Origin of the sequence: Amycolatopsis dendrobii (assembly GCF_014145675.1) — a bacterium.
In the GTDB taxonomy this organism is placed as follows: domain Bacteria; phylum Actinomycetota; class Actinomycetes; order Mycobacteriales; family Pseudonocardiaceae; genus Amycolatopsis; species Amycolatopsis dendrobii.
The window spans coordinates 23,101-49,653 of the sequence record NZ_JACGZW010000003.1; the positions used below are offsets into that span (position 1 = coordinate 23,101).

Sequence of the window (26,553 nt, forward strand, 5' to 3'; positions counted from 1 at the left end):
GCGGGTGAAGCTACTTGCCGGCGGCGACGAGCGGCACTTGGTCGATCCCGGACAGCTTCCACGTGCCGTCAACCCGGGTCATCTGGACCTCGAGCCGCAGCGCCTTGGTGGCGTTCTTCCCGCCCGCCGAGGTGTCCGTGCTGATCGCGGCCAGGAAGCTGGCCTTGCCGTCGTGGTCGTTGAGCTCCTCGACCGCGATGTCCTGGATCGTGGTGGTGACCTTGACCTTCTGGTCGGTCAGCGCCTTCGAGTAGTTCGGCTGGGCCTGCTGGATCTGCTTGGCCATGTCGTCGCTGGAGACGTCCTTCTGCTTCTGGAAGTACGCGTCCAGGTTCTGGTAGTCGACCTGGGTGTAGGCCAGCACCGCGGCGGTGCCGTCCTTGAGCACGTCGTCGCGCGCCGAAGCCAGATCCCGGTCGCCGTCCATCTCCGCGACCAGCCACATGATCCCGAACACGATCGCCACCACCAGCGCGGCGAGAGCGAACGCCCCGGACCCGAACAGCCAGACGCGCGGCGATCCGGGAAGCGTCCACTTGTCCTTCGCCGCCACCGCCGTTGCCGGTTCGGGCGTGTCGGCGGTCGCCTCGTCCTCGGCGACCGCGTGCTCGGCACTCATAACACTCCAGAGTAGGTAACAGTCATCAAATCCCTGTCAGCCGAGTCCCAGCAGCGAGCCCATGCTGTTCAGGGACACCCCGGGGCTGCCGACGACGCCCGGCACCTGAGCGTCGCGCATCTCCTGCAGCTCCTGCGCGGGCCGGTTCTGGTTGGCCGCGATGTCCTGCTGCGACGGCTGCACCGGCACGCCGTTGTAGGGCGCGTTCTGGGAACCCCGGACGTTGATCGGGCTGCCCTTCGGCTCGGCGCAGTAGACCTTGTCGTCCGCAGGCCGGACCGAGGTGTCCGAACCAGGACGGTACTGGCTGTAGGGCAGATAGCCCTTCGTGCACGACGGCGGGTTGAACAGGTTCAGCACCAAGCCGAGGTGCGCGGTCCCGTCGCCGGGGGCCACCGACGGCGCGGCGGCCGCCAGCGCCGGATAGGTGACCAGGCCCTGTTCGAGGCCGTCCAGCCGGGTCACGGTCAGATTGGCCGTCGTCAGCAGGTTCGCGGTCAGCGCGCCGAGGCCGGGCCCGGTCTCCTTGAGCACCTGGCTGATCTGGGTCGCCACCTGTGGGGTGACGCCGATCAGCTTGCGCAGGTCGCCATCGGAGTTCTTGAGCGTCCCGCTGAGCTGGTTGAGGCTCTTGGAGAAGGACGCGAAGTTCGACGCCTCGTCGTTCTGCGTGTCCAGCACCTTGCCGCCGGCCTGCAGCAGCTGCACGGTCTGCGGCAGGTACTGCTGCGCGGTGGTGGTGAAGCTGCGCGCGGTGTCGAGCAGCTTCTGCAGGTCGCCGCCGGTGCCGCGGAACGCGTCGTAGGACTCGTCGACGACCTTCCGCAGCGCGTCGGTCGGCACCGAGGCCGACAGCGAGTCGAGGTCGCCGAGCAGCCGGTCGGTGCTGACCGGCGTGGTCGTGCGCGCGGCCGGGATCACCGAACCGCCCGCGAGGTACGGGCCCTGGTCGTTCTTCGGCCGCAGGTCCACGTACTGCTCGCCGACCGCGGACCGGTTGGCGATGACCGCGTCCAGATCGGAGGGCACGCGCGGGGCCGACGGGTCGATGTTCAGGTCGGCCTCGAGCCCGGTCTGGGTCAGCCGCAGCTGCCCGACGCGGCCGACGTTGAAGCCGCGGTAGGTGACCTCGGCGTTGGTGAAGATTCCGCCGGATTCGTTGAGCTGCAGCTTCACCGTGTACCCGCTGCTGCCGAACACCGTGCCGAGGCCGGCGAACCGGATCAGCGCGTACACGATCGCCACGACCGAGATGATCGCGAAGACCACCAGCTGGATTTTCGTCCTGCGCAGCAACATCAGCCAGCACCTCCGGAAAGCACCCCGAACAGGCCGGACAACCCGCCCTGCGACGGCTGCCCGCCGCCCTGGCCGCCGGTCGCGGACGGAGCCTGCTGCTGTTGCTGCGCGGGCTGGCTGCCCGGGAACGACAGCGGCGGCGGCTGGTTCGACGGCGTGCCCTCGACGCCGCCGGTCAACCCGGGCGCGGGGATGAGCCCGTTCAGCCCGTTCTGCCTGCTGCGGCCGAGGTTGTCGATGACGTCCTTGAGGTTCAGGTCGACCTTGGCGAACAGGTTGAAGTAGTCGCCCTTGACGTCGTTGTAGGCCTGGTCGGTGAACGGATAGGTCAGCAGGATCTCCAGCGCCTTCGGCAGGTCGCTGCCCGCCTCGCCGAGCTTCTGCAGCGTCGGCGTGAGCGCCTTGAGGTCGGCGACCAGGTCCGCCTTGCTCTTGTTGACCGTGTCGGTCGCGACGCCGGAGAGGTTGTTGAGCGCGTTCAGCATGGTGACCAGCTGACCGCGCTGCTGCTCCAGCACCCCGAGGCCGGGCCCGAGGTTGTCGACCGCGCCGACCAGCTTGTCCTTCTGGTCCCGCAGCGTCATGGACAGCCGGTTGAGGCCGTCGAGCGCGCGGGTGATGTTGGCCGACTGGTTGTCGAGGTTGGTGACCAGCTCGTTCGCGTTGTTCAGCAGCGCCTTGATGTCCGGCTCACGGCCGGCGGTGGCGTTGTTGAGTTCCTTGGTGATCGTGTTGAGCTGCTCCACGCCGCCGCCGTTGAGCAGCAGGGACAGCGCGCCGAGCACCTCCTCGACCTGGACGTCGCGGCCGGTGCGCGCGAGCGGGATGGTCGCCCCGTTCGCCAGCTCCCCGGTCGCTTCGGTGCCGCCCGGCGAGGCCAGTTCGACGTACTTCTCGCCGAGCAGGCTCGACTGCTTCACGTTGGCCATCGCGTTGGCCGGCAGCTTGACGTCGCCGTTGACCTCGACGGTCACCTCGGCGTGCCAGCCGTCCGGCGTCAGCCCGATCGACTTGACCTGCCCGACCGGCACCTCGTTGACCTTCACCCCGGACTGCGGGACGAGGTCGAGCACGTCCTTGAACTGGATCTTCAGCGTGTACGGATGGCTGCCGAGGTCGGCCCCGCCGGGAAGCGGGACGTCGTAGACGCCGTTGAACGCGCAGCCGCTCAGCACGAGCGCGGTCACCGTGGTGAGCGCCCCGCCCGCGGCGAACTTCGTCAGTCGCTTCACGTCAGCTCCCCTGCGTCCCGTAGACCTGGCCCTGCAGCGGGAGCGGCAGCGGCGGCAGCTGGCCGTTCTGCATGGCCTGGATGACCTGCGCGGTGGACGGGAGCGGGATCGCGCCGTCGACCACCTTGGCGATGCCGTCGCAGGCGTTGCCGAGCAGCTGCTTGGTCACCGAGGTCTGCTTGAGCAGGCTGCAGACCATCACCAGCGGCGGGGCGGTCAGCTCGTTGAGATTCGGCCGCGCGTCGAGCGTGCCGGACGAGCCGTTGTAGACACCGACGATGTTGGACAGCGCGACCGGCGCGACGTCGAGGATCTCGGCGAGCGAGCTGCGCTGGTCAACCAGCACCTTGGTCACACTGGCCAGTTTGTCCACATTGGACTTCAACCGGCCGCGGTTGCGTTCGATGAAGCCCTGCACCGACTGCAGCGTGGTGCCGAGCTGCTGCACGGTCTGGGCGAGATTGTCCTTCTCCCCCGCGAGGAATCCGCTCACGTCGGCGAGCTGGCTCTCGAACTGGCGCACCTGGCCGTCGCTGTTGGCGAGCGACTGGGAGAACTTGCCGAGGTTCTGCACCGTCTGGAAGAGGTCGTCCTTGTTGCCCGCCAGCGTTCCGGACGCCTGCCCGAGCTTGGTGATCGTGTCGTGCAGCGCCTTGCCGTTGCCGTCGAGGTTGTTCGCGGCGGTGTTCAGCAGGTCCGAGAGCGAGCCGTTCTTGTTGGCCCCGTTCGGCCCGAGCGTCTCGCTGACCTTGGCGAGGCTGGCGGCGAGCTGGTCGACCTCCAACGGCACCTCGGTGCGGTCGAGGCCGATCGTCGCGCCGTCGGAGATCCGCGGGCCGCCGGTATAGGCCGGGGCGAGCTGGATGTAGCGGTCGCTGACCAGCGACGGGGCCACGATCAGCGCCTTCGCGTCGGCGGGCACCGCGACCGAGCGGTCGTACTCGAGGTCGACCCGGACCTGGTTGCCCATCGGCTGGATCTTGGTCACCGTGCCCATGTCCACGCCGAGCATCCGGACGCTGTTGCCCTCGTAAAGGCCGACGGCGCCGGAGAAGTACGCGGTCAGGTGGTTGCGGCCGGCGTCCTTGAGGGTCCACCACAGCGCGCCCGCGACCACGAGCGCGAGCACGATCGCGATCGTGAAGCCGCGGGTGAGCGACTGGCCGAAGCGGGTGTCGGTCATTTGGAGTTGCACCCCTCCGGATTGAGCGGGCCGACCGAGGGAAGCACCAGGCCGCAGATGTAGTTGTCGAACCAGTGCCCGGTGCCGATCGTGTTGTTGAAGACCCGGATGAACGGCGCGAACTTCTGGATCCCCTGTGCCAGCGAATCCTGGTTGCGCTGCAGCATCGAGGTGAGCTGGTCGAGCTGGGTGAGCACCGGGTTCAGCTGGCCGTCGTTGTCGTCGATCAGGCCCTGCAACTGCGCCGACAGCTGTTTGGAACCGTCGAGCAGCGTCTTGATCGCCTGCTCGCGCTTGCCGATCTCGTCCAGCAGCTGGTTGCCGTCGGTGATCAGCTTCTGCACCTCGGCGTCGCGGTCGACCAGGGTCTGCGACACCTGGCGCGTGTTGGCCAGCAGGTTCGCCAGCTGCGAATCGCGCTTGGCGATGGTGTCCGACAGCTTCGAAAGCCCGGACAGCGCGCCCTTCACGTCCTGCGGGGTGTTCGAGAACGTCTGGGTGATCGCCTCGAAGCTCTTCGACAGCTGGTTCGTGTCGATCGCGTCGACCGTCTGCGAAAGGCCGCGGAACGCGTCGAGCACGTCGTAGGGCGACATCGTGCGATCGCGCGGGATCGGCGATCCGGGGTCGAGATTGCCGTTGCCCTGCGGGTCGAGCGCGAGGTACTTCTGGCCCAGCAGCGTCTTGATCTTGATCGCCGCCGTGGTCTTGTCGCCCATCCAGGCGTCCTTGACCTTGAACGACACCTTGACGTTCGGCCCGTCGAGCTTGATGTCGGACACCTTGCCGACCTTCACGCCCGCGATCCGCACGTCGTTGTCCTTCTGCAGCCCGGCCGCTTCGGAGAAGTCCGCGCTGTAGGTGGTGCCGCCGCCGATCACCGGCAGGTCCTCGGAGTTCATCGCGGCGACGAGGCCGAGCGCCATGACCGCGATGCCGACCAGCGCGATCGGGATCGGGTTGCGTTTCTGGAAGGACTTCATCCCTTGCACCTGTCCCGATTCGTCGGCAAGAGCGTGAAGTTCGTGTTCGGCAGCAGTGGCGGCGCGCCGACCGTCCCCGTCATCTCGCACGCGTAGAAGTTGAACCACGAGCCGTAGTCGGCCGTGCGGGTGAGCGCGCTGACCTTCTTCGGCATGAACTGGATGAAGTGCTCGACGAGCGGCTCGTTCTGGTTCAGGTTCGTGGTGAGCTTGCCAAGAGCGGCGATGTCGTCCTTCAGCGGAGCCCGCGCGTCGGTGAGCAGGCCCGCGGTCGTGTTCGCCAGATTGCCCAGCCCCTCGATCGCGTCGCCGATCGGCTTGCGGTCCGCGGCGAGCCCGGACACCAGCTGCTGCAGCTTCACGATCAGGTCGTTGAGCTGCGGGGTGTGCTGGTTGACCGTGTCGAGGACCGAGTTGAGGTTGTCGATGACCTCGCCGATCACCTGGTCCTTGTTGGCGATCGTGGTGGCCAGCGAGGCGGTGTGCGACAGCAGGCTTTCCACCGTGCCGCCCTCGCCCTGCAGAACCTGGATGACCTCGTACGACAGCTTGTTCACGTCGCTCGGGTTCAGCGCGGTGAACAGCGGCTTGAAGCCGTTGAACAGCTCGGTCAGGTCCAGCGCGGGCGTGGTGCGCTCGAGCGGGATGGTGTCGCCCGGCTTGAGCGTCGCGCCGCTGGTGTCGTCGCCCTCGCCGAGCGAGACGTAGCGCTGGCCGACCAGGTTGCGGAACTTGATCTGCGCGGTGACGCCTGCCGGGAGCTTCCGTCCGGAGTCGACCTCGAAGTCCACCTGCGCCTGGCGCTTGTCGACGATCTTGACGTCCTTGACCTGGCCGACGCGGACGCCCGCGATGCGCACGTCGTCGTTCGGCAGCAGGAGCGTCGCGTCGGTGAACCGCGCGGAGTAGGCGCTGGTGCTGGTGGTGTTGATGTTCGCGATGCTGATGCCCAGCACGGTCGTGAACAGCACCGTGACGACCACGAAGATCGTCAGTTTGATCAGCGGTGCGGCGAGTCCCCTCACTTGACCGTCACCTCCGTGCCCCGGTAGAGCGGGCCGACGAGCAGCGAGCCCCAGCCCGGGAACTGGCTTTGCGAAATCCCCATCTCCGGGCTGACCAGCGCGGCGAGGAAGTTGTTCTCGGCCGCGGTGTTGACCGGGTTGCCGCCCGAGGCCCCGCCGCCGTTCAGCCCGGCCGCGTCGCCCTTGAAGTTGGCGGGATTAAGGCCTTCGCCCACGGTCTTCGGAGCCGCGCCCTGCTTGGTGCCGTCCTTGAACGGGCCGTCCGGCGGCTGCTGCGGGAACGGGTCCGGCGCGGGGTTGAGGTCATAGCAGCGCGGACCGCGTTTGTCCTCGAACCGCGGTTCCTCTCCCGGCTTGTACGGCCCGCGGTTCACGACGACCTCGATGGTCGCGTTCAGGCCGGGTTTGCCGTTGTACTTGCCGAGCGCCGCGTCCGCGACCGGCACGACCTTCGCCATCTGCTTCAGCACGCACGGGTATTCCGGCGAGTACTTGGCGAGCAGCTCGGCGGTCGGGCGCGCGGTGCTGGCCAGGCTGATCAGGTTCTGTGAGTTCGCTTCGAGGAACGATTGCAGGTCCTGCGACGCGGTGGTGAGGTTGCCGTAGAGGCTCGACAGGTTCGCCTGCTCGGCCACCACGGTGCGCGTGGTCGTGCTCAGGTTGTCCAGGCTCTGCACCAGATCCGGCGTCGCGTTGCTGAGGTGGCCGGAGAACTCCGCGAGCGCCTGGAGGTTGTGCTGCAGTTCCGGCTCGTGCGGGTTCAGGTCGCCGATGTACTGGCCGAGCTGGGAAAGCGTCTCGCCGAGCGGTTTGCCGCGGCCCTGCAGCGCGGTCGAGATCGCGGTGAGCGTGCTGGACAGCTTCTGCGGCTGGACCGCCTGCAGCACCGGCATGAGGTGCTCCAGCGCCTGCTCCAGCTCCACCGCGCTCGACGTGCGGTCCTGGGTGATCACGTCGCCCTGGGAAAGCGTCTTGGCCGACGGGTCCTTCGGAATCTCCAGCGACACATAGCGTTCGCCGAACAACGTCTTCGGCAGGAATCGCGCCGACACGTTCTGCGGAATCAGCTTCACCGACTCCGGGTCCATCGCCAGCGTCAGTTCCGCGCCGTTCTCGGTGGCCTTGATGTCCTCCACCGAACCGACGATCAACCCGCGGACCTTCACGTCCGACTGCTTGAGCAATTGGTTGCCGATGCTGCCCGCGTCGAGCTTCACGGTGACGAACTTGCTGAACGCCTTGTCGTACATCGCGATGCTGAGCGCGATCCCGCCGACGAGCACCGCCACCAGCAGCAGGCCGAGCAACCTGCGCCGTAGTGTGGTCATCCCGCAATCCTCACCGTGACGTCGGTTCCCCAAATCGCGAAACCGATGAAGAAGTTCACGACCGAAACCGTGACGATGGAAAGCCGCACCGCGCGGCCGACGGCCACGCCCACCCCGGCGGGCCCGCCGCTGGCCCGGTACCCGAAGTAACAGTGCGAAAGAATGATCAAAACGCTGAAGATCAGCACCTTGATGAACGAATAGAGCACGTCTTGCGGTGGTAGGAACAGGTCGAAGTAATGGTCGTAGGTACCCGCTGATTGTCCGTAGATATAGATAACGACCAGCCGCGAGGCGAGGTACGAGCTCAGCAGGCCGATCACGTACAGCGGGATCACCGCGACGAACCCGGCGATGATCCGGGTGGTCACCAAGTACGGAAGGCTCGGCACGCCCATCACCTCGAGCGCGTCGATCTCCTCGGAGATCCGCATCGCGCCCAGTTGCGCGGTGAAGCCCGCGCCGACCGTCGCCGACAGCGCCAGCCCGGCGACCAGCGGCGCGATCTCGCGGGTGTTGAAGAACGCGGTGAGGAAGCCGGTGAAGGCCGAGGTGCCGATCGAGTTCAGCGCCGAGTAGCCCTGGAGGCCGACGAGGACACCGGTGAACAGCGTCAGGCCGACCATCACGCCGACCGTGCCGCCGATGACCGCGAGCGAGCCGGAGCCGAAGCTCACCTCGGCCAGCAGCCGCAGCACTTCCTTGGTGTAACGGCGCAGCGTGCGCGGCGTCCACAGCAGAGCCCTGCCGTAGAACGACATCTGGTCGCCGAGCGTGTCCAGGGTTTCCAGCGGACGGTTGGCGATCCGCTTCGCCCCCGAGAGGAACGTCATGGTCAGTCCAGCTTTCCGGGCACGAGCTGCAGGTAGATCAGCGTGATCACGAAGTTCACGACGAAGAGCAGCAGGAACGTGATGACCACCGACTGGTTCACCGCGTCGCCGACGCCCTTCGGGCCGCCGCTCGGGTGCAGGCCGCGATAAGCCGCCACGACCGCGGCGATGAAGCCGAAGATCAGCGCCTTGATCTCGCCGACCCAGAGGTCGGGCAACTGCGCGAGCGCGGAGAAGCTGGACAGGTACGCGCCCGGGGTGCCGCCCTGGAGCACGACGTTGAAGAAGTAGCCGCCAAGCACGCCGATGACGCTGACCATGCCGTTGAGCAGGAGCGCGACGAGCATCATGGCGAGCGTGCGGGGCACGATCAGACGCTGGACCGCGGAGACGCCCAGCACCTCCATCGCGTCGATCTCCTCGCGGATGGTCCGCGCGCCGATGTCAGCGCAGACCGCGCTGCCGCCCGCGCCGGCCACCAGCAGCGCGGTGACCAGCGGACTGGCCTGCTGCACGGTCGCCAGCACCGAACCGGCACCGGTGTAGGACTGCGCGCCGAGCTGGCGAGCGAGCGCGCCGAACTGCAGCGAGATGACCGCGCCGAACGGGATCGCGACGAGCGCGGTCGGCAGGATCGTCACGCTCGCGACGAACCAGGCCTGCTGGATGAACTCGCGGAACTGGAACGGGCGCTGGAAGATGCCGCGGATGATGTCGAGGCCGAGCGCGAACAGGTTCCCGGTCTCCCGCAGCATTCCGTAGCCGGGGATCTTGGCCGTGCTGGTGGTCACGCGCCACCCTGCCCGTGCCGGGGCGACCGGCGGTCCGCGCCCGGAATGCGCGCGACCTGGTCGGCGGGAAGCTGTCCCTGGTGCTGGTTGGGCACCGGACCCGGCGAGCTCACCGGCGGCAGCTGCTGCGTGTCCTCGGGACCCGGCTGGTGGTGGAAGGCCGCGGGGTTGGGCCGCACGTTGTAGTGCCGCTGCTGCTCGGGCGTCAGGGATTCGATGATCCCCTCCTGCGCGCTCGGCGGGAGCGTGTGCAGGATCCGCATGACGCGGTCCATCCGCCGCTTCGCCCCGGCCCGCTCCGGAACACCGGGGCTGACCTGCATCTGCGGCACGACGCCGCGGACGTCCTCGTTGAGCACGTCGCCGTGGCCCGCCTCGGCCTCCGCCTGCTCGCGGGCCATCTGAGCGCTGTCCTTCTCCTCGGACATGCCGATCGGGCCGAGCTTGCGGCCGTTGAGGAACTGCTCGACCACCGGCTCGTCGCTGGTCAGCAGCACCTCGCGCGGGCCGAACATGACGAGTTCCTTGCGGAACAGCATGCCGAGGTTGTCCGGCACCGTGCGGGCGAGGTTGATGTTGTGCGACACGATGAGGAACGTCGCGTCGATCTGGGCGTTGACGTCGAGGAAGAGCTGCGAGATGTAGGTCGTGCGGACCGGGTCGAGACCGGAGTCCGGCTCGTCGACCAGGATGATCTCCGGGTCCAGCACGAGGGCGCGGGCGAGCCCGGCGCGCTTGCGCATACCGCCGGAGATCTCGCCGGGGAGCTTCTTGTCCGCGCCGGCGAGACCGGTGATCTCGAGCTTCTCCAGCACGATCCGGCGGATCTCGGTCTCGGACTTCTTCGTGTGCTCCCGCAGCGGGAAGGCCACGTTGTCGAAGAGGTTCATCGAGCCGAACAGCGCGCCGTCCTGGAACAGGACGCCGAAGAGCTTCCGGATCTCGTACAGCTTGTGCTCGGAGCAGGTGACGATGTCGACGCCGTTGATGACGCACCGTCCGCGGTCCGGCTTGAGCAGGCCGATCATCGACTTCAGGAACACGGACTTGCCGGTTCCGGACGGGCCGAGCATCGCCGAGACCTCGCCGGGAGGCAGGGTCAGCGTCACGTCCCGCCAGATGGTCTGCTTTCCGAAGGACTTCGTCAGACCTTCGATGACCACCTCGGCACCCATCGCACCTCCAGGAGCTGTTCCGCGTCGTCGCGCACCGCCGCCCCGTCACCGCTGGCAGCGGCGGAGCTCGCGCGGCGAACTCCGCTTCAACCAGGTGCAACGAGCTGAGCGCGAACAGGTTACTCACCAGTTTTGTTCTCTGGCCAGCCCCCGTGCACGCCTCACGTGCCGGGGATCCAGTACGGCGACTGCTGGCAGCACGGTAGTGCACGTCACGTTCGGGCGCAGATCCAGATGGCCGACCGCCGCTCACCCTGACGGGTTAACCGGCGGAAACGCGGCAAACAGGGGGTGACCCGGGGCCGTCGGGTGAACGGTTTGTTCGCCTGAACGAGGGCTCTGCGGACCCAACTCGGCGACTGTGCGTCTTTTTTTGTCCGGAGAGCAAAAGGGGCGGGCACCCGTGTCGGGTGTCCGCCCCTTTCGAGGTGGTGCAGCAGGCGCTTGCGCGCCCGGGATCACTTGATGGTGATCTTGGCGCCGGCGGCCTCGAGCTTCTCCTTGGCGGCGTCGGCGGCCTCCTTGTCGACCTTCTCCAGGAGCGCCTTCGGAGCGGCCTCGACCAGCTCCTTGGCCTCCTTCAGGCCCAGACCGGAGACGACCTCGCGGACGACCTTGATGACCTGGATCTTCTTGTCGCCGGCCGAGTCGAGGATGACGTCGAACTCGTCCTGCTCGGCAGCGGCCTCGGCGCCACCGGCGGCGGCACCCGGGGCGGCGGCCACGACGGCGGCCGGGGCGGCGGCGGTGACGTCGAAGACCTCTTCGAATTCCTTCACGAACTCGGACAGCTCAAGAAGGGTCAGCTCCTTGAAGGCGTCGATCAGCTCGGCGGTGCTCAGCTTCGCCATGATGGCTTCCTCTCAGAAAAACGAACGAGACGTTCGGGGGTGGGGTGGTTCAGCTCTCGGCGGGTGCTTCGGCTGCTTCGGTACCGGTGGCGTTGCGCTGCTTCTCCTCCAGCGCGGCAGCCAGGCGGGCAACCTGGGACGCCGGCGCCTGGAACAGCGCCGCGGCCTGGGAAAGCTTCGCCTTGAACGCGCCCGCCGCCTTGGAGAGCAGCACCTCGCGGCTGTCGAGATCGGCGATCTTGGTGATCTCGTCCACGGACAGCGACTTGCCGTCCATGTAGCCGCCCTTGATGACAAGCGCGTTGTTTTCCTTCGCGAAGTCGCGAAGCGCCTTCGCGGCGTCGACTGCCTCGCCGTGCACAAAAGCGATCGCGGTCGGGCCGACGAACAGGTCCTCGATCCCCTCGAGGCCGGCGTCCTCAGCGGCACGCTTGACGAGGGTGTTCTTCGCGACCCGGTACTTGGCACTGGTGCCGAGAGCGCGGCGCAGCTGGGACAGCTGAGTCACGGAGAGGCCGGTGTACTCGGTAACGACGGTGGCCGAGCTGCTGCGGAAACTCTCCGCGATCTCGGCGACGGCCGCCACCTTGTCGGGCTTCGCCATGGTCGCCTCCTCTCTTGGCTAGTGTCACCACTGGCTTCGGCGGAGGAGCCCCCGAACGACAAAAACGCCCACGCGCAGTCAGACGCGGGGCGTTGCCCAGCCTTGCGACCGGGGTGAAAGCCTCGTTCCTCCTGCGCGGGCCGTCGCCGTAACGGGCGAACCTTCGCTCCCCGGGAATCCGGAGAGAACCAGCGGTCTTTGGTAGAACCGTCGACCAGCATACGGGAGCCCTTCGCGGCGTTCGCAGGCACCCCCTCGCTGAGCTGCGAGAACCGGGGCAGTCTCGGGAAATCGCGGCGGAGCGGGCATCATTGGTGACGTGGCGGAACAGCGTGATCACGGAAAGCCGGAAGAAACCCCCTCTCCCGGTTCGGGCGGGTCCTCGGCTCAACCGCCCGCATCTCCGCCTGCGCTGCCGCAGTCCGGTGGGGCCGAGGTCGCGCCGCGACCTCCCGCCCAGCCGTCGGCGAACCCGCCCCAACCGGCCGCGCCGAATCTCCCGCAGCCGAGCGGATCGGCTGAGCCGCAACTGGATCCGGAGCAGCTGCGCCAGTTCCAGGAATTCCAGCGGTTCCAGGAGTACCTGCGGTTCACCCAGTCCCAGCAGGGCGCCGAACCGGCTCCGGCACCCGACGCGGGCCTGGTCCCGGCCGGAAACCGCCAGCCGCAACCGCTCGCCGGCGGGCAGCCGCCAGCGCCGCCGAACCAGCCGGGTGCGCTGACCAACTACGAGGAACCGCCGAAGAACCGCCGCCCGGTGCCGCGCTGGGTGAAGCGGCTCGGCGGGAAGATCCTTGGCTGGGTGATCGCCCTGGTCATCCTCGGCATCCTGGTCAACTGGGGGTACCACCAGATCTTTCCCAGCGACGACGGCAAAACCTCGGCCCAGATCGCCGCCGAGGGCGGCGGGACCTACCACACGAACCACATCTTCTCGACCAATCCGAACGAGGCGGTGCGGTTCGTCTACCACAACATCGCCCAGGGCCGGGTCGCCGACGCCTGCGGTCGTTTCCGCGAGGACATCCAGGACAAGTTCGCCAAGGACACCACCGGTCAGCCGGACTGCAAGGTCGCGGTCGAGAAGCTCCACGCGCAAGTGAAGAACGTGAACGACTACGCCGAATCGCTCCCGTCCTACGTCTCCGGACCGACTCCGCCGCCGGTGGTGAAGATCGATTCCTGCTCGTTCAGCGTGAGCGGCGGCCCGGCGCTAGGCGTGTTCGAGGTGACCAAAGTGGACAAAGGCCAGTGGCTGATCACCGGTCACTCGTCCGGCCCCGAGAAATGCCCGCCGCCCACGGCGACCTCTACCCCGGGCTGACCGTCAAACAGGCGAACTGATCGGCAACCGGGTCTCCCCCGTGTCCGAGTACGCGAAGAAGTCCACCAGCGCCGCCGCGAAAGCCGGGTGGGCCACCGCTTCCATGTGGTTCCCCGGGACCCGCACCAGTCGCGCCCCCGCGATCCCCGCGGCGAGGCGTTCCGGCTGGGTCGCCAGTTCGTCCGACTCCCCGGCCAGGATGAGCGTCGCCGCCGAAAGGTTCGTGAGCCGCATCGGGCCGTGCGGGGTCGCGTGCATGACCGCGGCCAATGCTTCGACGTCCGCGCCCGCGCGGCGGGCCAGGCGGCGGAACGGGCGTGCCGCCGGGGGCACCTCCGACCGGTCTTCGGCCAGCAGTCCGTCCGCGATCTGGCTGCGGTTGATCACCCTGGCGTCGACCCCGCCGAAGTCCACGATTCCCGCGCCGACGCCGCCGACCGCGAGGCAGCGGACTCGGCGGTCACTCGTAGCCACCAGCAGTGAGACGATCGCGCCCATCGAGTAGCCCGCCAGGCACACCTCGTCCAGGCCCAGTTCGTCGAACAACGCGGTCAGGTCCGCGGCCATGATGTCCTCGCCGTAGGCCGCCGGGTCGTGCGGTTTCTCTGACGCGCCGTGTCCGCGCGCGTCCAGGGCGATGACCGTGAACCCGGCCTTGACCAGTGCGTCCACGACGCCGGGGTTGACCCAGTTCACCTGGGAATCGGCGGCGAAACCGTGGTGCAGCACGACGGGACGCCGGTGCCGTCCGTCGCCCTCCCAGACCGTGTAGCTCAGCTGGAGCCCGTCGGGGGCGAGGAACGTCGTTGGCATATGTCCATGAGACACGAAAAAAGGGTGGTCACGCACGAAGCGTGACCACCCTTTCGCGTGATGTGCGACTCAGACCGCCGCTTCCTCGGAGAGGAGGTTGCGGGTCCGCGCCGGGTCGACCGGGATGCCCGGGCCCATCGTCGTGGTGAAGGTGACCTTCTTGACGTAGCGGCCCTTCGCCGACGACGGCTTGGCGCGCAGGATCTCGTCCAGCGCGGCCGCGTAGTTCTCCACCAGCTTCTCGGTGTCGAACGACGCCTTGCCGATCACCAGGTGCAGGTTCGCCTGCTTGTCGACGCGGAAGTTGATCTTGCCGCCCTTGATGTCCTTCACGGCCTTCTCGACCGCGGGGGTCACCGTGCCGGTCTTCGGGTTCGGCATGAGGCCGCGCGGGCCGAGGATGCGGGCGATGCGGCCCACCTTGGCCATCTGGTCCGGCGTCGCGATCGCGGCGTCGAAGTCGAGCCAGCCACCCTGGATGCGCTCGATCAGTTCGTCGGTGCCGACCGCGTCCGCGCCGGCGGCTTCGGCCTCAGCGGCCTTGTCGCCAACGGCGAAAACGATGACGCGGGCGGTCTTACCGGTGCCGTGCGGCAGGTTCACGGTGCCGCGGACCATCTGGTCGGCCTTGCGCGGGTCGACCCCGAGACGCATCGCGACCTCGACGGTCGCGTCCATCTTCGTCTTGGAGGTCTCCTTCGCCAGCTTCACGGCCTCGAGCGGCGCGTACAGGCGCGCCTTGTCGATCAGCTCCGCGGCCTGGCGGTAGGCCTTGCTGTGCTTGGTCATGCTTCTGTCCTTAGTAAGTCAGTGGATCAGTGTGGTGACGAGCCAGCACCTGGCTCTCCCACTGGTCTTGCTTCAGCGGGGCCGAAGCAATTACTCGACCGTGATGCCCATCGAGCGGGCGGTGCCGGCGATGATCTTCGCGGCCTGGTCGATGTCGTGCGCGTTGAGGTCGGTCTCCTTGGTCTTCGCGATCTCGCGGACCTGGTCCCAGGTGACCTTGGCGACCTTGGTCTTGTGCGGCTCGCCGGAGCCCTTCTCCACGCCCGCGGCCTTGAGCAGCAGCTTGGCGGCCGGCGGCGTCTTCAGCTTGAAGTCGAACGACCGGTCTTCGTACACGGAGATCTCGACCGGGACGACGTCCCCGCGCTGCGACTCGGTCGCGGCGTTGTAGGCCTTGCAGAACTCCATGATGTTGACGCCGTGCTGACCCAGCGCCGGGCCGACCGGCGGCGCGGGGTTGGCCGCACCCGCCTTGATCTGCAGCTTGATGATCGCCGCAAGCTTCTTCTTCTTGGGTGGCATTACCTTGTGTCCTTCTTAACTGACGTGAGTCCCCCGCACACCTGCCAGTACGCGGGGACTGCCGACCGGGATGGCCCGGCCGTCAGATCTTGGAGACCTGGCTGAACGAGAGCTCGACCGGGGTCTCCCGGCCGAAGATCGACACCAGGACCTTCAGCTTCTGCCCGTCGACGTTGACCTCGGAGATCGTGGCGGGCAGCGTGGCGAACGGGCCGTCCATGACGGTGACCGACTCGCCGACCTCGAAGTCGACCTCGACGGCGGGCGCACCGGACGGCGCGGCCGCGGCGGATTCGCCGCCCTTGGCCGCCTTGGCCGGGGCTTCCTTCTCGACCTGCGGGGCGAGGAACTTCAGCACCTCGTCCACGGTCAGCGGCGACGGCCGCGAGGTGGCACCCACGAACCCGGTGACGCCGGGGGTGTTGCGGACCGCGCTCCACGACTGGTCGTTGAGGTCCATCCGGACCAGGATGTAGCCGGGCAGCACCTTGCGCTGCACCTGCTTGCGCTGGCCGTTCTTGATCTCGGTGACCTCTTCGGTCGGAACCTCGATCTGGAAGATGTAGTCCTCGACGTCCAGGGTCTGGGTACGCGTCTCGAGGTTGGTCTTGACCTTGTTCTCGTAACCGGCGTACGAGTGCACGACGTACCACTCGCCCGGCGCGGCCTTGAGCTCGGCGCGCAGCGCGGCGACCGGGTCGTCCGCCTCGGGGGCGGGCTCGGTCACGTCGGCTTCGGCGTCGTCGGCACCGTCGGCGCCGTCCGCGTCGTCGTCGGCGGAGGCTTCTTCGGCGGCGACCTCGTCCTCGGCGACGGGCACCTCGACGGCGTCGGCGGACTCCTCGTCGCCGGGTGCCGTCTGCACCTGCTCGTCGGAAAGCTCGGTCAGGTCGCGACCGGCTTCGGTGCCGTTGTCGGAGGTCACGTTCCGTCCTCTCAGTTGATCGCTTGCCGGGCCGGACCGGGGCCCGGCCAGCGCGGTGGCGCGCCCGTTGCGGGCGTCAGCCGAAGACCAGCCCGACCAGCTCCTTGAAGCCGAGATCGAGGCCGCTCACGAGGGCCACCATGAACACCACGAACACCAGCACGACCGCGGTGTAGGTGACCATCTGCTTGCGGTTGGGCCAGATGACCTTGCGGAGTTCGGCCCAGACCTCGCGGATAAACCGCGTGAACCGGGCGAACACCGAGGCCTTCTTGGCCTTCCGGTCCCGTTTGGGGGTGGGCGCGCCCTTGGCGTCGGCGGGCTTCGCGACCTTGTCGCCCGCCTTGCCGGACGGACGGGTCGAGCCCGGCCGTGCCTCGGACTTGCCTGCCGGCCGAGCGGAAGCGCGGCGTTCGCGCCGAGCCGCGGCGGACACCGGGCGGGATTCGACTCCGGGCCGCTTGCCCGAATCGTCCTGCTCGTGCTCGCCGCTGGCGTCGCTGTCGCTCACGACCACTCCTCCGCTCCACCAGTTCCCGTACGCAGGGGTGACAGGACTTGAACCTGCAACCTGCGGTTTTGGAGACCGCTGCTCTGCCAATTGAGCTACACCCCTGTGGAGCCCGGTCACCCTGGCTCCGGAGGACGCATTCCATCGTCCCCACCATCCGGCGGGGATGACCGTAGTGCGTTCCGAGTTCCGAAGTCTACGGCAAGCCCGATGTTGCCTTGCAACCCAGCCCCCTCGACCGCGCCGAGGCGGTCTCGCGGCACCCCGGAGACGGCCGTTCCGGACCCTTCGGACAGCACCCCGGAATCCTCGGCGAAGATCACCTGATCGTGCGAATATGAGCCCGTGACCCGCAATCCGATTAATCGCAAAGCCGTCGGCGACCACCGTCCCGTCCGGCTTGGCGACCGTCCCGGATCGCTGGCACGACAAGCGAAATCTCTTCCGCACCCGCGGATTTCCCCGCCGGGAAGCCAAGACTGGCCCGAGGGAAGATGATCTTCGTTGACTCGCAAGCGAAACTCTGATCAAGGAGCATCGGTGACCTCATTCCGGCTTGGGCTCGCTTTGCCGCAGTACGGCAAGCTCGCCGACCCCTCCGCCATCGCCGGCTTCGCCACCGAAGCCGAGCGCATGGGCTTCGCTTCGCTGTGGGTCGGCGACCGGGTGCTGACCCCGGTCGCCCCGAAGACCTATTACCCGTCCGGTACACCCGAACAGCCGTACCCGCCGGAGTTCGTCCGCTTCGTCGATCCGCTGCTGGCGCTCACCATCGCGGCGAATTCGACCGAGACCGCGCGGCTGGGGTCGAGCACCCTCAACGGCCCGCTCTACTCCCCGGTGCTGCTGGCGCGTTCCCTCACTTCGCTGGACCTGCTGTCCGGCGGCAGGCTCGACGTCGGACTCGGGCTCAGCTGGCTGCGCGACGAGTACACCGCGGCCGGCGTGCCGTGGGAGCACCGCGGCGCGCGGCTGGCCGAACTGGTCAAGGTGCTGCGGACGCTCTGGACCGCGGACCCGGCCGGGCACCACAGCGAGCGCTGGGACATCCCGGACTCCCTGATCGGCCTTCGTCCGCTGCAGCAGCCCGGCCCGCCGGTTCTGCTGGGCGGGGCCTCGGACGCGGCGCTGCGGCGCGTCGGCCGGATCGCCGACGGCTGGCTGCCCGCGGGGCTCCCGATCCCGATGCTGCGGCAGAAGTGGGCAGTGGTCGTCGAATCCGCGGAGAAGGCGGGCCGGGATCCGGAGTCGCTGCGCCGGGTGCTGCGGATCAACCCGGCGCCGGGTTCGAAGACGGCGTCCGTCGAGGACGTCGCGGCTCAGCTGAAGGCCGCCGAAGCGGACGGCATCACCGAGGCGCTGGTCGATCTGCACTATGTGGCCGAAACCGTCCCGCACGCACTGGAACTGGCGGGCGAACTGCACGCCGCTGTCTTTGCGTGATCACCCGTAAGCGGGTCGTCGGCGAGGGGCCGGACCGGTAAAACGGTCGGGTGGGGGCAAACAAAAGCGGTGGCTGCGGGTTGCTCGTCCTCGTCGTGGTGGGGGCGCTGCTCGGCGTCGGCTACTACAAGTCGAAGCACGATTCGTCGGCCGCACCGCCGTCCGGCGCGGACACCGGCGGCGGCAGCGGCCGGTACGTCGCGCTCGGCGACTCGTACACGTCGGCACCGCGCACCGGGAAGCAGGCGGGCTCGCCGGCCGGATGCGCACGGTCGGACAACAACTATCCGCACCTGGTGTCGGCGAAGCTGAAGCCGGCGAAGTTTGTGGACGTCAGCTGCGGCGGTGCGACGACCGAGGACCTGACCGACGCGCAGTCGACCCGCAACGGCTCGAACCCGCCGCAGTTCGACTCGGTCACCGCGGACACGACGCTCGTCACCCTGGGCATCGGCGGCAACGATGTGGGATTCATCTCACTGGCCCAGACCTGCGTGACCTCCCACCAGAGCGCCTCGCCGTGCAAGGACCGGCTCACCGCGGGCGGCAAGGACGAACTGGCCGACCGGATCAGCGAGACCGCGAAGAAGGTCGGCACCGCGCTCGACCAGATCCACAAGAAGGCCCCGAAGGCGCGAGTGGTGGTCGTCGGCTATCCGACGGTCCTCCCGGACGGCGACGGCTGCTGGCCGGTGCTGCCGCTGGGCTCCGGCGACGTGGCGTACCTGCGAGACGCGCTCGGCAAGCTCAACGACGCCCTGTCCGAACAGGCCAAATCGCACGACGCCGGGTTCGCGGACACCGCCGAGCCGAGCAAGGGCCACGACGTCTGCGCGAATTCGGACGTCAAGTGGGTCGAGGGCCTGGTCCCGACGTCCTCGGCCGCGGCGCTGCACCCGAACGCGCGCGGCGAGGCGGGGATGGCTGGCGTGGTGGAGTCGGTGCTCGGGGTGCACTGAGCCGACGGCTCCACGAGGTTTTTCTCGGTTGCGCGGCGGGTTCGCGGCTCCACCAGCAGAGGCGAAACCCCGCGCACTGGCACCCCGTCCGGTCCGGGTGAACGTGCGTGAGGGCTTCCCTCAGGGCGGCCCTCACGCACGTCAGCGGGACCACGTGGCCCGGTCGCTCAGGGGCGGACGAGAGCCTGCGGTTTGCCCAGCACCGTCTTGCCCTCGAACTTCACCGTCAGGTCGATCCGGGCCAGGCCCTCGTCGGTCAGCGCGCCGACCTTGCCGGTCATCTCGACCAGTGCACCCTCGTCGTTGTCCGGCACCACGACCGGGCGGGTGAAGCGCGTGCTGAAGTCCACGAGGCGGGCCGGGTCGCCGAGCCAGTCGGTGACGATGCGGCCGGACAGCGCCATCGTGAGCATGCCGTGTGCGATCACGTCCGGGAGGCCGACCTTGGTCGCGAAGTTCTCGTTCCAGTGGATCGGGTTGAAATCGAGCGAGGCCCCCGCGTAGCGGACCAGCTGCGCGCGGGTGATGCGGACCTCCAGCGGAGGCAGTTCGTCGCCGACGTTCACGCTTCCGCCCCCCGAACCACGAGCTGCGCCCGCGTCGTGCACACGAGTTTGCCGTCCGCGTCGGTGATTTCCGCGCGGAGATTGATGAAGTCGTTGCCTGCCCGCGCCATGATCGCCTCGATCTTGGCCGAGATCTCCAGCTCGTCGCCCGCGTGCACCGGGCGCTCGTAGCGGAAGCCCTGGTCGCCGTGGACCATCCGGGAGTAGTCGAGGCCGAGCGCGGGGTCGGACACGATGCCGTTGATCTTCGGCAGGTTCAGGATGGTCAGGAAGGTGGGCGGCGCGAGCACGTCCGGGTGGCCGGCCGCGCGGGCCGCCTCCGGGTCCCGGTACACCGGGTTCGGGTCGTCGATCGCGTCGGCGAACTCGCGGATCTTCTCCCGGCTCACGTAGTACTTGCTGTCCGACGGGTACTCCCGCCCGGTGAACGACTGGTCCAAAGGCACGCGAAGAAGGCTAACTGAACCCGGCGGCCGTCCCCCGCGGGTGCCTAAACCGGCCAGTAGACAGCGAAAAGCCGCCCCGGCGCGTGGCCGGGGCGGCTTTTCGAAGCTGGTAAAAGACCGCCTGCGTCAGCGGGTCTCTTTGTGAGTCCGGTGCGTACCGCAGTTCGGGCAGAACTTCTTCATCTCCAGGCGATCCGGGTTGTTGCGCCGGTTCTTCTTGGTGATGTAGTTGCGGTGCTTGCACTCCTCGCACGCCAGCGTGATCTTGGGTCGCACGTCGGTGGCAGCCACAGCGTTTCCTTCTCTCTCAGATCCGGGGGCCAGCCCCGTCGTTACCGCGTAGCGGTGGCCGGACTTGAACCGGCGACACAGCGATTATGAGCCGCTTGCTCTGCCAACTGAGCTACACCGCCCCACTCAGACACCCACCCCGCGCAACCCACCAAGCCGAACTTAACCCCGGCCGGGGGTCCAGGGGGGCGAAGCCCCTCCTGGCGGGGGTCTGGGGGTTCGACCCCCAGATGGACGCCGCGAAGCGAGCCACATCTGCGTTTTCCGCAGACATAGCTCGCCTACTCGCGAGCCCCTTTACGGAATCGAACCGTAGACCTTCTCCTTACCATGGAGACGCTCTGCCGACTGAGCTAAAGGGGCCTGCCTCTCGCGAGGACTTGGAAAGATTAGCAACCCCCTTCACCCGCACGTGCAACCGGGGTCGGTTAACCGCAAAACCTCAGGTCAGCAGGGTCAGCACGGTCTCCGAGTGGCGTCCCGGCGAGCGCGCCGTGCGGGCCTGCAGCCACGCCTCCAGGCGGTCCTCCGGCAGCGGCCGCGAGATCAGATAACCCTGGGCGACGTCACATCCCATCGCCTCGAGCTGATCGCGCGCCACGTCCTCCTCGACGCCTTCCGCCACGACCGTCAGGCCGAGCGAGTGCCCGAGTTCGACGATCGACCGCACCACCGCGAGGTCGCCGAGATCGGTTCCCATGCCGAGCACGAAGCTCTTGTCGATCTTGACCTGGTCCACCGGCAGCTGGCGCAGATACGCGAGCGACGAGTAGCCGGTGCCGAAGTCGTCCACCGCCAGCACGATGCCCAGCGAATGCAGCTCGCGCAGGATCGGCAGCGCCTTCTGCGGGTCGGACATCACGCCGGACTCGGTCAGCTCGAACGTCAGCAGTTCGGGCGGCACGTCGAAGCGTTCCAGTTCGCGCTGGACCTTCGCCGGGAAGTCGTCGTCGGACAGATTCCGCACCGACAGGTTGACCGCCGCGGAGATCCGCAGGCCCTCGTCGAGCCATTTGCGCACGCGCTTCAGCGATTGCTCCAGCACGAACGACGTCAGCACGCCGATCAGGCCTGCCGCCTCGATCGCGGGCACGAACTCGTCGGGACCGAGCCTGCCGAACTCCGGGTGCACCCAGCGCACGAGCGCCTCGACGCCTTGCACCTGCCGGTTCGGCAGCGTCACCTTCGGCTGGTAGTGCACGGAGACGTGGCCGTCTTCGAGCGACTGCCGGAACTGCGTGACCATCTGGAACCGGCGCAGGAAGATCTGTCCCATGCTCGGCACGTACCCGCGCACTTCCTCGCCGCCGCGGGTGGCGCGGACGGCGACGTCGGCGCGCTGCAGCAGGCCGTCGACGTCGACCTCGCCGTTGTCGTCCACGGAGCTGGCGTAGCCGATCATCGCGTTGGCCTCAACGGAAAGCCGGTCCACCGGATACGGCTCGGACAGCTGGACTCGCAGCCGTTCGGCGGCGCGGTGGGCGTCGTCGACGGTGCAGTCCACGAGCAGCGCGGCGAAGGACGCGCCTTCGAGGCGGGCGAGCGGGACGTCCGGGCCGAGCGCGCCGCGGATGCGGGTGCCCGCGGCGACGACCATCCGGTCCGCCCACGAGTAGCCGAGCGCGTCGCTGACCGTGGAGAAGACGTCGAGGTCGATCCGCAGCACCACGACCTCCGCCGATTCGCGCAGCGGATCCCGCGAGACCTGCTGGAATCCCGGCCGATTCAGGTGCCCGGTGAGCGGGTCATGGTAGGCGTCGTGGCGAAGCGTGGCGAGCAGCCGGCGGTTGTCGAGCGACGTCGCGAGGTGGCTGGCCATCGTGCCGAGCAACTGGACGTCGTACTTGCCGAAACCGCGCCAGCGCGAGAGCCGGTCGTGCGCTTCGACGACGCCGAGCAGCTTGTTCGCACTGCGCAGCGGCACCACGAGCGCTTCCTGCGCACTGCGTTCCAGCAGCGCTGCACGGACGTCCGGGTTGGCCTCGGTGATCCGGAAATGCCGGACGTGCGCGCCGGGCAGGCGCAGCAGCGGGTCGTCGTTGGCCGGGTCCGAGGCCGGGAGTTCGTTGCCCGCGACCACGACGCGCATCGGGTCGTCGGCCTCGAGCCGCAGCCGGAGCACGACGCGTCCGGCGGCCAGCTGGTCCTTGATCCGCTCGGCGATCGTGGCCCATTCGCGCACGTCGACCCCGCCCACCAGTTCCTCGCCGCGGCTCGCCGGACGGGCGGCGGCCTGCTGACCGGACCGCGCGACCATCAGGCTGACGTCGGACAACGCTTCCATGTCCCGTTGCTCGCGGAGCAGATCGGAGTAAGCCCAGTACAGCGCGGTCAGTCCGAGGAACACCGCCAGCACCAGCGGCCAGGCCTGCGGGGTGCTCGCGATGACGAGGTAGCCGGTGAGGCCGACCGAAGCGTTGACGAAGCCGACCACGAGGATGCGGCCGGTCAGCCGGATCGCGGTGCTCACACGCATCCGGCGGCGCAGCACGCGCACGGCGGCCAGCGCGAGCAGCGTGCTGACCAGCGGCGCGGTGAGCGTTCCGGCGAGCGCGGCGACCCACGGCATGGTCGGCCCGCCGCCCATGGCCAGGTGCACGAGCCCGGCGACGGCGAACGCGCCGGTGATTTCGAGCAGGAACGCGCCCGCGTTGTAGAGGACGCGGCCGGCGACCTTGCGGGCAAGCAGCGTGCCGATGCCCGCCACGAGATGCGCGGCGAGCACCACTTCGAACGGAGCGACGAAGAAACCGATTACCAGCGGGATCTCGGTGAATGAGATGGTCCACGAAATGCCGCTGCGGACGTCGACGTTGATGCCGAGCTGTTCGGCGAGCAGGAACGCGACCGCGAGCACCGGGCCGATCCACCAGAGCTTGGCCGAACCGTGGAACGGCAGCCAGGCGCCGACGGCGAAGGCGGCGAGCAGGCCGAGGCCCAGCACGAAGAAGGTGTAAACGCGGAAGCGGCTTTCGTCCGTGCGGCCTTCGGCCGGTGCGGAGCCAGCACCTCCCGAGCCCATCGCCTCCGGCGCGGTACCGGGATGGGCGTTGCTGTCCGGCATCCGACCTTCCTTCCCGGCTGCCCGGTCGCGCTCGTCCGTGACGTCAGGTGTGGGCGAGGGCGCCACCTTACCCCGTAGGGCGTACCGGCGTCCCTTTCGAGACAGTAGGAGATCACCCCAGGGTTAACAATGGGCGTTCTTCTCTGACCTGCGTGGACCAAGGAGTGAAACTCCCGGTTCGCCCCGGAACCCCCGGGCCGGGGAGTGTTCTGGGGGTCTTTTCCGCACCCGTCGGCGGACAATGGCGGCATGCACAACGACGTGACAGCCACCGGCCATGCGGCGCGCATCGCCACGGTGGACGCGCTGCTTCCCGCGCCGCTCCCCTTCGAGGTCGGAGGGGATTCCGTCCTGCTTTCCGCCGAGGTCGGCGATACCACCGCGGCCGGTCTGACGACCTGCACCGGGCTTGGCCCGGACAGCCCGCGCTCGATGTGGCGGGCGCTCGTCGAGCACCGGCTGGAGGTCCAGCTCGCCGGTCCCGATCCGGCCGCCGGACTCGACGCCTTGCTCACTCGATGGGATGAACACCTGCGGTCCCTCGCCCGAGTGGGGGATACGGAGTGCGCCGCGGTGCTCTCCCGGCCCAGCCGCGACACCGCCGGGGCCACCGAACTCCTCCGGCACGGCTTCGCCCCGGTCGGCGTGCTCGCGGTCCGCCCGGCACAGCGGATGGCCGCCGGACCCGACGCGACACCCGGCGTCTGCATCCGGCACGCGACGCCGGACGACCTCTCCACCGCGGTCGCGCTGCAGCTCGAATTGCAGCGTTACGACGCGCAGTTCGGCCGGATCACGCTCCGCTCCGGCGTCGAGGAGCTGATCACCAAGGAACTGCTGCACCACCTCGAACGGCCTGAGCCGCAGGTGTGGATCGCGGAACTGTACGGCCAGCCGCTCGGCATGGTCGTGCTGCAGATGCCCGACGAGACCGGCTGGATCCGGCACCGGGTGTCGGCTTCCCGCGTGGGCTACCTGTCGTCGCTGGCGGTTTCCGAGGCCGCCCGCTCGTCCGGTGTCGGCACCGCGCTGGCCGCGCACGCGCACCAGGTCTTCGACGAGGCGGGCGCGGACGTCGTGCTGCTGCACCACGCCGTGGCGAATCCCCGGTCGACGCCGTTCTGGTACGCGCAGGGCTACCGGCCGTTGTGGACTGGCTGGCAGCGCAGGCCCGCGGTGCGTTCTCGCTAGTCTGGCGGTTGCCAGACCGTCCGAGGGGAGTCCCAGTGACCGAAAAGCCCGACGCTGCACCGAAAGCGCCGGAAGGCGTCGATGTCGAGAAACCTTCGGCCGCGCGGGTCTACGACTGGTATCTGGGCGGCAAGCAGAACTGGGCGGTGGACCGGGAATTCGGCCGCAAGGTCGAGAAGATGTGGTCGCTCGCCCGGCCTGGCGCGAAGCAGAACCGCGAGTTCATGAACCGCGTGGTGCGCGCCGCGCTGGACGCGGGCATCCGGCAGTTCCTCGACCTCGGCTCCGGCGTGCCGACCGCGGGCAACGTGCACGAGGTGGTCGAGGCCGAACTGGGCGAGGACGACGAGGCCACCGTGGTGTACGTCGACTACGAGCCGGTGGCCGTGGCGCACGCGACGCTGATCCTCGAGGACGAGGCGGCCACCGACTGGGCCGGGATCGTGCAGGCGGACATGCGCGATCCCCGGGCCGTGCTGAATCACCCGCGCACCCGCGAGCTGATCGATTTCGACAAGCCGGTGTGCGTGATGCTGATGGCGGTGCTGCACTTCGTCGGCCCGGACGACGATCCGGACGCCGTCGTGCGCGCGTACCGGGACAAGCTCGTGTCCGGCAGCTGGCTGGCGATCTCGCAGATGAGCGAGGGCGACGGCAGCGGTCCGGCGCTGGAGGGGCTGCGCTGGTTCGTCGAGCAGTACCGCAAGACGAGCAATCCGATGTGGCTGCGCGACCGCGAGGAGATCGAGCCGTTCTTCGGCGGCTGGCCGCTGCTGGAGCCGGGGATCACGCATCTGCCGGACTGGCGGCCGGAACGCGAGCTGAACGCGGTCGAGGCGGAAGCCCGGCCGTTCGCCTGGTGCGCGGTGGCGCGCAAGCCATGACCGCGCCGGACGCGCCGCGGGGCGTCGACGTCGACAAGCCGTCTGCCGCCCGGATCTACGACTGGTATCTCGGCGGCACCCAGAACTGGGCGGTGGACCGGGAATTCGGCCGCCGTGTCGAGAAGGTGTGGCCGCTGATCCGGCCGATGTCGCGGGAGAACCGGGCGTTCATGAACCGGGTCGTCCGGGCCGCGCTCGACGCGGGGATCCGGCAGTTCGTCGACCTCGGGTCGGGCGTGCCGACGGCGGGCAACGTGCACGAGATCGTGCGCGAGCAGCTGCCGGCGCGGGTCGTCTACGTCGACTACGAACCGGTGGCGGCAGCGCATTCGCGAGTGATCCTCGAAGGCGAGGACGCGACCGAGTGGGCCGGGATCGTCGAACGCGACATCCGCGATCCGGAAGCGATCTTCGCCGACGAGGTCACCCAGGAGCTGATCGACTGGTCGCAGCCGGTGTGCCTGCTGATGATCACCGTGCTGCATTTTCTCGGTCCCGGCGACCACCCGGAAGAGCTGGTCGCCGCTTACCGCGACCAGCTCGCACCCGGGTCGTGGCTGGCCGTCACGCACGGCACCTGCCGGGACGACGCGCCGCCGGAACGGGCCGCCGAGGTCCGCGCGTTCGTCGACGCGTACCGGGACACGTCGAACCCGGCGTACCTGCGCTCGGACGAGGAGATCCTGCCGTTCTTCGGCGGCTGGCCGCTGCTGGAGCCGGGGATGAGCGCGCTGCCGGACTGGCGGCCGGACGAGCCGGTGTCGGAGTTCGCCGCGGAGGTCCGGCCGTTCGCCTGGGGTGCCGTCGCGGTCAAGCCCTGACTTCTCTCCCAGCGAACACTCCCTGGGAAACAAACCCGCCCCTCGGAGAGTTGAGCACCTACGACTCAACTATTCGAGGAG

27 protein-coding genes and 3 tRNA genes are annotated in these 26,553 nt (G+C 68.5%); 6 read left to right on the forward strand and 24 right to left on the reverse strand.

Annotation, left to right across the window (positions count from 1 at the left end):
* Positions 1-10: 10 nt before the first annotated feature.
* From H4281_RS08210 to rplJ, 12 genes are all read right to left on the reverse strand, one after another.
* A complete protein-coding gene (locus tag H4281_RS08210; RefSeq protein WP_182890297.1) occupies positions 11-619 on the reverse strand; it encodes an Rv1363c family protein in 609 nt (202 codons plus the stop codon).
* 36 nt (positions 620-655) lie between these two features.
* Complete coding sequence (locus H4281_RS08215; RefSeq protein ID WP_182890298.1) at positions 656-1,918, reverse strand: MCE family protein; 1,263 nt, start codon at positions 1,916-1,918, stop codon at positions 656-658.
* A complete protein-coding gene (locus H4281_RS08220) occupies positions 1,918-3,150 on the reverse strand; it encodes an MCE family protein (protein ID WP_182890299.1) in 1,233 nt (410 codons plus the stop codon). The genes H4281_RS08215 and H4281_RS08220 overlap by 1 nt, the downstream gene beginning before the upstream one ends.
* A gap of 1 nt (position 3,151) precedes the next feature.
* Complete coding sequence (locus tag H4281_RS08225; RefSeq protein ID WP_182890300.1) at positions 3,152-4,333, reverse strand: MCE family protein; 1,182 nt, start codon at positions 4,331-4,333, stop codon at positions 3,152-3,154.
* Complete coding sequence (locus H4281_RS08230; protein ID WP_182890301.1) at positions 4,330-5,316, reverse strand: MCE family protein; 987 nt, start codon at positions 5,314-5,316, stop codon at positions 4,330-4,332. Before H4281_RS08230 ends, H4281_RS08225 begins: the two co-directional genes overlap by 4 nt.
* Complete coding sequence (locus H4281_RS08235) at positions 5,313-6,341, reverse strand: MCE family protein (protein WP_182890302.1); 1,029 nt, start codon at positions 6,339-6,341, stop codon at positions 5,313-5,315. Before H4281_RS08235 ends, H4281_RS08230 begins: the two co-directional genes overlap by 4 nt.
* Positions 6,338-7,669, reverse strand: a complete 1,332-nt coding sequence (locus H4281_RS08240; protein WP_182890303.1) for an MCE family protein — start codon at positions 7,667-7,669, stop codon at positions 6,338-6,340. The genes H4281_RS08235 and H4281_RS08240 overlap by 4 nt, the downstream gene beginning before the upstream one ends.
* Positions 7,666-8,502, reverse strand: a complete 837-nt coding sequence (locus H4281_RS08245) for an MlaE family ABC transporter permease (RefSeq protein WP_037360186.1) — start codon at positions 8,500-8,502, stop codon at positions 7,666-7,668. Before H4281_RS08245 ends, H4281_RS08240 begins: the two co-directional genes overlap by 4 nt.
* A 2-nt stretch (positions 8,503-8,504) precedes the next feature.
* On the reverse strand, positions 8,505-9,257 hold the full coding sequence (locus H4281_RS08250) for an MlaE family ABC transporter permease (protein WP_051165981.1): 753 nt from the start codon (positions 9,255-9,257) through the stop codon (positions 8,505-8,507).
* 32 nt (positions 9,258-9,289) lie between these two features.
* A complete protein-coding gene (locus H4281_RS08255) occupies positions 9,290-10,468 on the reverse strand; it encodes an ABC transporter ATP-binding protein (protein WP_182890304.1) in 1,179 nt (392 codons plus the stop codon).
* A gap of 458 nt (positions 10,469-10,926) precedes the next feature.
* Positions 10,927-11,319, reverse strand: a complete 393-nt coding sequence (rplL, locus tag H4281_RS08260; protein ID WP_009072216.1) for a 50S ribosomal protein L7/L12 — start codon at positions 11,317-11,319, stop codon at positions 10,927-10,929.
* Positions 11,320-11,368: 49 nt separating this feature from the next.
* A complete protein-coding gene (gene rplJ / locus H4281_RS08265) occupies positions 11,369-11,923 on the reverse strand; it encodes a 50S ribosomal protein L10 (RefSeq protein WP_037816297.1) in 555 nt (184 codons plus the stop codon).
* A 319-nt stretch (positions 11,924-12,242) separates the two neighbouring features.
* Between rplJ and H4281_RS08270 the strand changes: the two genes are divergently transcribed.
* Positions 12,243-13,247: a hypothetical protein gene (locus H4281_RS08270; protein WP_182890305.1), complete on the forward strand. Its 1,005-nt coding sequence runs from the start codon at positions 12,243-12,245 to the stop codon at positions 13,245-13,247.
* A gap of 3 nt (positions 13,248-13,250) precedes the next feature.
* On the opposite strand, the gene H4281_RS08275 is transcribed toward H4281_RS08270, so the two are convergent.
* The 6 genes from H4281_RS08275 to H4281_RS08300 all read right to left on the reverse strand — a co-directional run bounded on the left by H4281_RS08275 (position 13,251) and on the right by H4281_RS08300 (position 16,912).
* On the reverse strand, positions 13,251-14,060 hold the full coding sequence (locus tag H4281_RS08275) for an alpha/beta fold hydrolase (protein WP_182890306.1): 810 nt from the start codon (positions 14,058-14,060) through the stop codon (positions 13,251-13,253).
* A gap of 69 nt (positions 14,061-14,129) precedes the next feature.
* Positions 14,130-14,849 (reverse strand): 50S ribosomal protein L1, encoded by a 720-nt coding sequence (gene rplA, locus H4281_RS08280; protein WP_009072208.1) that lies wholly within the window; start codon positions 14,847-14,849, stop codon positions 14,130-14,132.
* A 90-nt stretch (positions 14,850-14,939) separates the two neighbouring features.
* Positions 14,940-15,371: a 50S ribosomal protein L11 gene (gene rplK / locus H4281_RS08285; protein WP_037360170.1), complete on the reverse strand. Its 432-nt coding sequence runs from the start codon at positions 15,369-15,371 to the stop codon at positions 14,940-14,942.
* An 82-nt stretch (positions 15,372-15,453) separates the two neighbouring features.
* A complete protein-coding gene (gene nusG, locus H4281_RS08290; RefSeq protein WP_182890307.1) occupies positions 15,454-16,296 on the reverse strand; it encodes a transcription termination/antitermination protein NusG in 843 nt (280 codons plus the stop codon).
* 76 nt (positions 16,297-16,372) lie between these two features.
* A complete protein-coding gene (secE, locus tag H4281_RS46545) occupies positions 16,373-16,807 on the reverse strand; it encodes a preprotein translocase subunit SecE (protein ID WP_182890308.1) in 435 nt (144 codons plus the stop codon).
* Positions 16,808-16,839: 32 nt separating this feature from the next.
* Positions 16,840-16,912 (reverse strand) — tRNA-Trp (locus H4281_RS08300).
* Between the two features lie 435 nt (positions 16,913-17,347).
* Here H4281_RS08300 and H4281_RS08305 point away from each other — a divergent pair.
* Both H4281_RS08305 and H4281_RS08310 read left to right on the forward strand, forming a co-directional pair.
* Positions 17,348-18,250, forward strand: coding sequence for a TIGR03619 family F420-dependent LLM class oxidoreductase (locus H4281_RS08305; protein WP_182890309.1), 903 nt, complete (start codon positions 17,348-17,350; stop codon positions 18,248-18,250).
* A 50-nt stretch (positions 18,251-18,300) separates the two neighbouring features.
* Positions 18,301-19,209 (forward strand): SGNH/GDSL hydrolase family protein, encoded by a 909-nt coding sequence (locus tag H4281_RS08310; protein WP_182890310.1) that lies wholly within the window; start codon positions 18,301-18,303, stop codon positions 19,207-19,209.
* 167 nt (positions 19,210-19,376) lie between these two features.
* Here H4281_RS08310 and H4281_RS08315 read toward each other — a convergent pair whose 3' ends face one another.
* The 6 genes from H4281_RS08315 to H4281_RS08340 all read right to left on the reverse strand — a co-directional run bounded on the left by H4281_RS08315 (position 19,377) and on the right by H4281_RS08340 (position 23,576).
* Positions 19,377-19,775 carry a MaoC family dehydratase gene (locus H4281_RS08315; RefSeq protein ID WP_182890311.1) on the reverse strand — a complete coding sequence of 133 codons (399 nt, stop codon included), beginning with the start codon at positions 19,773-19,775 and terminating at the stop codon, positions 19,377-19,379.
* Complete coding sequence (locus H4281_RS08320) at positions 19,772-20,221, reverse strand: MaoC family dehydratase N-terminal domain-containing protein (protein WP_182890312.1); 450 nt, start codon at positions 20,219-20,221, stop codon at positions 19,772-19,774. The genes H4281_RS08315 and H4281_RS08320 overlap by 4 nt, the downstream gene beginning before the upstream one ends.
* Positions 20,222-20,347: 126 nt before the next feature.
* Positions 20,348-20,512, reverse strand: a complete 165-nt coding sequence (gene rpmG / locus H4281_RS08325; RefSeq protein ID WP_005152047.1) for a 50S ribosomal protein L33 — start codon at positions 20,510-20,512, stop codon at positions 20,348-20,350.
* 49 nt (positions 20,513-20,561) lie between these two features.
* Positions 20,562-20,634, reverse strand: a tRNA-Met gene (locus tag H4281_RS08330).
* 168 nt (positions 20,635-20,802) lie between these two features.
* Positions 20,803-20,875: transfer RNA gene (locus H4281_RS08335), tRNA-Thr, on the reverse strand.
* Between the two features lie 79 nt (positions 20,876-20,954).
* Positions 20,955-23,576 (reverse strand): putative bifunctional diguanylate cyclase/phosphodiesterase, encoded by a 2,622-nt coding sequence (locus H4281_RS08340; RefSeq protein ID WP_182890313.1) that lies wholly within the window; start codon positions 23,574-23,576, stop codon positions 20,955-20,957.
* A 249-nt stretch (positions 23,577-23,825) separates the two neighbouring features.
* Here H4281_RS08340 and H4281_RS08345 point away from each other — a divergent pair, with 249 nt between their 5' ends.
* The 3 genes from H4281_RS08345 to H4281_RS08355 are packed head-to-tail and all read left to right on the forward strand — an operon-like array spanning position 23,826 to position 26,472.
* The gene (locus H4281_RS08345) at positions 23,826-24,767 is read left to right on the forward strand and encodes a GNAT family N-acetyltransferase (protein WP_182890314.1); all 942 of its coding nucleotides are present in this window, start codon (positions 23,826-23,828) and stop codon (positions 24,765-24,767) included.
* Between the two features lie 35 nt (positions 24,768-24,802).
* On the forward strand, positions 24,803-25,651 hold the full coding sequence (locus H4281_RS08350) for an SAM-dependent methyltransferase (protein WP_182890315.1): 849 nt from the start codon (positions 24,803-24,805) through the stop codon (positions 25,649-25,651).
* A complete protein-coding gene (locus H4281_RS08355; protein WP_182890316.1) occupies positions 25,648-26,472 on the forward strand; it encodes an SAM-dependent methyltransferase in 825 nt (274 codons plus the stop codon). The genes H4281_RS08350 and H4281_RS08355 overlap by 4 nt, the downstream gene beginning before the upstream one ends.
* Positions 26,473-26,553: the final 81 nt, after the last annotated feature.

Coding starts and splice junctions, on each gene's coding strand:
- H4281_RS08210 (WP_182890297.1), bottom strand. CDS start 619: ATGAGTGCCGAGCACGCGGTCGCCGAGGACGAGGCGACCGCCGACACG.
- H4281_RS08215 (WP_182890298.1), bottom strand. CDS start 1,918: ATGTTGCTGCGCAGGACGAAAATCCAGCTGGTGGTCTTCGCGATCATC.
- H4281_RS08225 (WP_182890300.1), bottom strand. CDS start 4,333: ATGACCGACACCCGCTTCGGCCAGTCGCTCACCCGCGGCTTCACGATC.
- H4281_RS08230 (WP_182890301.1), bottom strand. CDS start 5,316: ATGAAGTCCTTCCAGAAACGCAACCCGATCCCGATCGCGCTGGTCGGC.
- H4281_RS08240 (WP_182890303.1), bottom strand. CDS start 7,669: ATGACCACACTACGGCGCAGGTTGCTCGGCCTGCTGCTGGTGGCGGTG.
- H4281_RS08245 (WP_037360186.1), bottom strand. CDS start 8,502: ATGACGTTCCTCTCGGGGGCGAAGCGGATCGCCAACCGTCCGCTGGAA.
- H4281_RS08250 (WP_051165981.1), bottom strand. CDS start 9,257: ATGCTGCGGGAGACCGGGAACCTGTTCGCGCTCGGCCTCGACATCATC.
- H4281_RS08255 (WP_182890304.1), bottom strand. CDS start 10,468: ATGGGTGCCGAGGTGGTCATCGAAGGTCTGACGAAGTCCTTCGGAAAG.
- rplL (WP_009072216.1), bottom strand. CDS start 11,319: ATGGCGAAGCTGAGCACCGCCGAGCTGATCGACGCCTTCAAGGAGCTG.
- rplJ (WP_037816297.1), bottom strand. CDS start 11,923: ATGGCGAAGCCCGACAAGGTGGCGGCCGTCGCCGAGATCGCGGAGAGT.
- H4281_RS08275 (WP_182890306.1), bottom strand. CDS start 14,060: ATGCCAACGACGTTCCTCGCCCCCGACGGGCTCCAGCTGAGCTACACG.
- rplA (WP_009072208.1), bottom strand. CDS start 14,849: ATGACCAAGCACAGCAAGGCCTACCGCCAGGCCGCGGAGCTGATCGAC.
- rplK (WP_037360170.1), bottom strand. CDS start 15,371: ATGCCACCCAAGAAGAAGAAGCTTGCGGCGATCATCAAGCTGCAGATC.
- H4281_RS08340 (WP_182890313.1), bottom strand. CDS start 23,576: ATGCCGGACAGCAACGCCCATCCCGGTACCGCGCCGGAGGCGATGGGC.
- H4281_RS08345 (WP_182890314.1), top strand. CDS start 23,826: ATGCACAACGACGTGACAGCCACCGGCCATGCGGCGCGCATCGCCACG.
- H4281_RS08355 (WP_182890316.1), top strand. CDS start 25,648: ATGACCGCGCCGGACGCGCCGCGGGGCGTCGACGTCGACAAGCCGTCT.